The sequence below is a fragment of the Mycobacterium uberis genome (assembly GCF_003408705.1).
GTDB classification, from domain to species: Bacteria; Actinomycetota; Actinomycetes; order Mycobacteriales; family Mycobacteriaceae; genus Mycobacterium; species Mycobacterium uberis.
On record NZ_QAYL01000044.1, the window covers coordinates 1 to 3414 of the forward strand.

Below are 3414 nucleotides of genomic sequence, written 5' to 3' on the forward strand. Positions count from 1 at the left end.
CACACAACACCATCGACCCACACCACAACCCACACCACCACACCCCACATAAAACAAAACCACACAACACTCAACAAGAAGATGCATTCGGTCACATCATTATGGGCAGTCTGCGTGGGGCTATCGGTACTTGTGTGCCAGGCATCGCTGTTTGCCGGCTTGTTCAACGGACCACCAACGACAACAGTTTCTTTACTAATCTCAATAGAGTTGAAGCAGTTTCACTGGAAACGGTGACCTGTTGTCCGACCTGTCGGCGCAGTTCGCGTTGCAGCTTGTTGTGCAGAGTCGAGCTCGCTGATGGACATCCCTTACAAGCACCAGACATCCGAACCACCACATTAGTGCCGGACACCGACGCCAACTCGATTGATCCACGATGCGATTCGGCCAGAGCGCTGATCGGTCCTACGAGTAGCTTGCTGGCGATTTCCGTCAAGTTGGCGGAGTTATCGGTTACCGCATCGGTCCGCCAGGCCGCCGGGTGCAGTAGTGCGTCAGCGAGTGCGTCTTGAACCTGGTCGCCAATTTTTCCCCAACTGTTTCCGGTGTTGAGTGTTATCAACACGTCAGTTGTACGTACGACCAGTTGTTCGATTACCCCGTTGTCAAGTAGTGCTCCTAGCCGGCCTGGAGCGTGCCGGACAATGCCGACTGGCGGGAGGTCGCCGGGCGCGACTACCCAGCGCAGTTGTCGCGGGTCGGCGGTGGTCACAGCGTGCATCGCAATCATGCGCCAAGACCCATGGCAATCGATCGGGCAGCGAACGCCATCACCCAGGCAAGGATAAACATGTAACTGAACGCGAACGTCGGCCATCGCCATGAGTTGGTCTCGCGGTGCATTACTGCGATGGTCGACATGCATTGCAGTGCGAACATGAAATACACCAACAGCGCGATGATCGTCGGCGCGGTAAATTCCTGGTGTCCGTGGTCGTCGGCCATGGTGGCCAACGCCTCAAGCGGTTTGTCGAAGTTCGTTGCCGCCGCCACCTGGCCGAGGGTGGATACGAACATCTCCCGTGTTGCCAGGGAGCTGAGCAATGCGACGTCGGTGCGCCAGCCAAAGCCGAGTGGCTTGAACACCGGCTCGATGGCTTTGCCAACACCCGCAGCGTAGCTGTGGTCCATTACGTATGTGGTGGCGTCGGCCGGGGAGAGTTGCGTAGTCTCGGTGTCGCGCAGCGGCAGGTTGAGCAACGCCCATAACACCACTGACGTGGCCAGGATGATAGTTCCGGCCTTACGCAGGAACATCTTTGCCGCGTCCCACATCGTCACCAGCACAGTTTTGGGGGAGGGAAACCGGTACGGTGGAAGCTCCATGGCGAACGGCAGCAGGTCGCTGCGCAAGATCGTCGCCTTTAATATCCACGCGATGAGGAGCGCCACCGCGCCACTGCTGAGATATAACAAAAACATCATCACGCCCTGCGCGCTGAGTCCCCACCAGCGTCTATGTGGCGCGATCAGCACGCCGATAAGCATTATGAATATCGGCAGGCGAGCGGAGCAGGTCATCAGCGGCGCAGAGAGAATGGTGGCGATTCGGTCGCGTGGCGACGGCAACGTTCGAGTGGCCATGATGCCTGGAACCGCGCAAGCGAACGAGGACAGTATGGCTACAAAGGCGCGGCCTTCCAGTCCGGTGCTGGCCATTACTCGGTCCATGATAAACGCAGCTCGTGCCATATAGCCCACGTTTTCCAGCAGCGCGGTCAGCAAGAACAGCAGTGCAATTTGCGGGATGAACTGCAGGACGGTGCCGACGCCGCCGATGATTCCGTGTCCGACTAGACCAGCCAGTGTGGAGTTGCCACGATGACCGGCAACCTGGCCGCTCAGCCAGGTGAGTCCCTGTTCAACCAACTTCTGTAGTGGTGCCGCAGCGGTGAACACAACCTGGAAGAAGGCAAACATCACCACAAAGAAGACGACGGAGCCCCACAACGGGTGCAGCACAACCTGGTCGATCCGGACCGTACGCTGATCCGCTTGTGGTGCAACGTAATCGGCGGCATTGAGCACAGATTTTCCCCAGGCATCGGCAGCGTCGGGATCAGAAGGTGGTGGTATCGGTGGTCGCTGCCACCGGTCAAAGGAACCCAGTTGTGTGCGCAGCCCATCGATTCCTGAACCAAGGTGCGCGATGATTGCGGTTACTGGTATCCCCATCGCTGCCGATAACGCGTCGATGTCGACGCGGCCACCGCGGGCGGTTAATTCATCGCCCATAGTGAGCGTCAGAAGGCATGGAAGGCCTAGCCGGAGTGTCTGTGCCATAAGCGGGATTGAACGACGAAGCGTTGTGACGTCGGCGACCACCACGATCGCGTCGGGACGGTCGATGCCGTCGATCTCACCGGCGAGCACACGGGTAACCACTTGCTCATCCGGGCTGATCGCCTCAAGGCTGTAGGTGCCGGGAAGGTCTTCGACGGCAATGGTTACGCCGTTTAGCTTGATGGTGCCAACGCTACGTACGACCGTGACACCCGGATAGTTGCCGGTCTTTGCGCGTAATCCAGTCAGGCGGTTAAATACTGTGGTTTTACCGGCGTTCGGATTGCCAACCAACGCTACTCGGCGGGTACCCGCAAGGGCAACTGGGCTGCGATCGCCGTCGTGGCAGGGCATCATTCCTGTGTTACTGGGACCACTTCGATCAGTCGCGCTTCTCGGCGACGAAGGCACAGTTCGGTGTCTTGCACCCGGTAAATCGTTGGGTCACCAAGTGGTGCGCGACGGATTGCTGTTATAGACGCCGCCGACCGAAAGCCCAGTTGCTGTAGCCGGGTCGCGACGGAAGATGTTGCATGGTGGACCGTGCCTACGATGGTTGCCCGCTGGCCCGGCGCCAGCTGAGCTAGCGGGATCACCGAACCGGGTTGATCGGAACCGGATTGGCCCTGTGAGATCTGCCTCCGCCTGAGCATGACTTGTCCTAACGTTTCGCAGGTATTCTGGTTAGGCATACCTAAAACATTATAGGATATACCTCAACTCTTGATCCTTGGCTGTCCGAGCGCACCAGTGGTTGTAGGAAGTCCAGGTTGCGTTGCGGTATCCGTCGGGGACCGGGCCGAGTAGTAGCGACAACAGTAACTCGTGCTGTCACAAGTACTTTGCGGAAGGTCGTTACGCAGTATGCGGCATGCAGAAGTGCATAACCGCAGCTCAATTGCCTTTTCTTCCAGTCCGGTTGCTGAGTCGCCACCATGTTCGGTGGCCTATATCCACGCAAATATCTCACCTAATGTGTTGTGTGGTGTTGTTTTGTGTTGTTGGTTGGTGGTGTTGAAGCGAGGTTTTGGTCTGTTCTTATCTGGGGAGAGTCTAGCCAGTGTGACCATGGTGATGTCGTGATGCAAGACCGTCGCCCCTTACGGTACATGCGCTAGCCTTCACCTC

At 57.9% G+C, this 3414-nt stretch carries 3 protein-coding genes; all 3 read right to left on the reverse strand.

Going from position 1 to position 3414, the window contains the following annotated elements; genetic code table 11:
• Positions 1-163: 163 nt before the first annotated feature.
• From MUBE_RS14390 to MUBE_RS14400, 3 genes are read right to left on the reverse strand one after another with little or no spacing between them, the layout of a single operon-like run.
• Positions 164-724: a NifU family protein gene (locus MUBE_RS14390; protein ID WP_243633086.1), complete on the reverse strand. Its 561-nt coding sequence runs from the start codon at positions 722-724 to the stop codon at positions 164-166.
• Between the two features lie 5 nt (positions 725-729).
• Positions 730-2643: a ferrous iron transporter B gene (gene feoB / locus MUBE_RS14395; protein WP_116541060.1), complete on the reverse strand. Its 1914-nt coding sequence runs from the start codon at positions 2641-2643 to the stop codon at positions 730-732.
• Positions 2640-2939, reverse strand: coding sequence for a FeoA family protein (locus tag MUBE_RS14400; protein ID WP_116541061.1), 300 nt, complete (start codon positions 2937-2939; stop codon positions 2640-2642). The genes feoB and MUBE_RS14400 overlap by 4 nt, the downstream gene beginning before the upstream one ends.
• Between the last annotated feature and the right edge of the window lie 475 nt (positions 2940-3414).

Bases quoted from the DNA above. Each gene is read 5' to 3' on its own strand.
- MUBE_RS14390 (WP_243633086.1), bottom strand. From the start codon at position 724: ATGCACGCTGTGACCACCGCCGACCCGCGACAACTGCGCTGGGTAGTC.
- MUBE_RS14400 (WP_116541061.1), bottom strand. From the start codon at position 2,939: ATGCTCAGGCGGAGGCAGATCTCACAGGGCCAATCCGGTTCCGATCAA.
- feoB (WP_116541060.1), bottom strand. From the start codon at position 2,643: ATGATGCCCTGCCACGACGGCGATCGCAGCCCAGTTGCCCTTGCGGGT.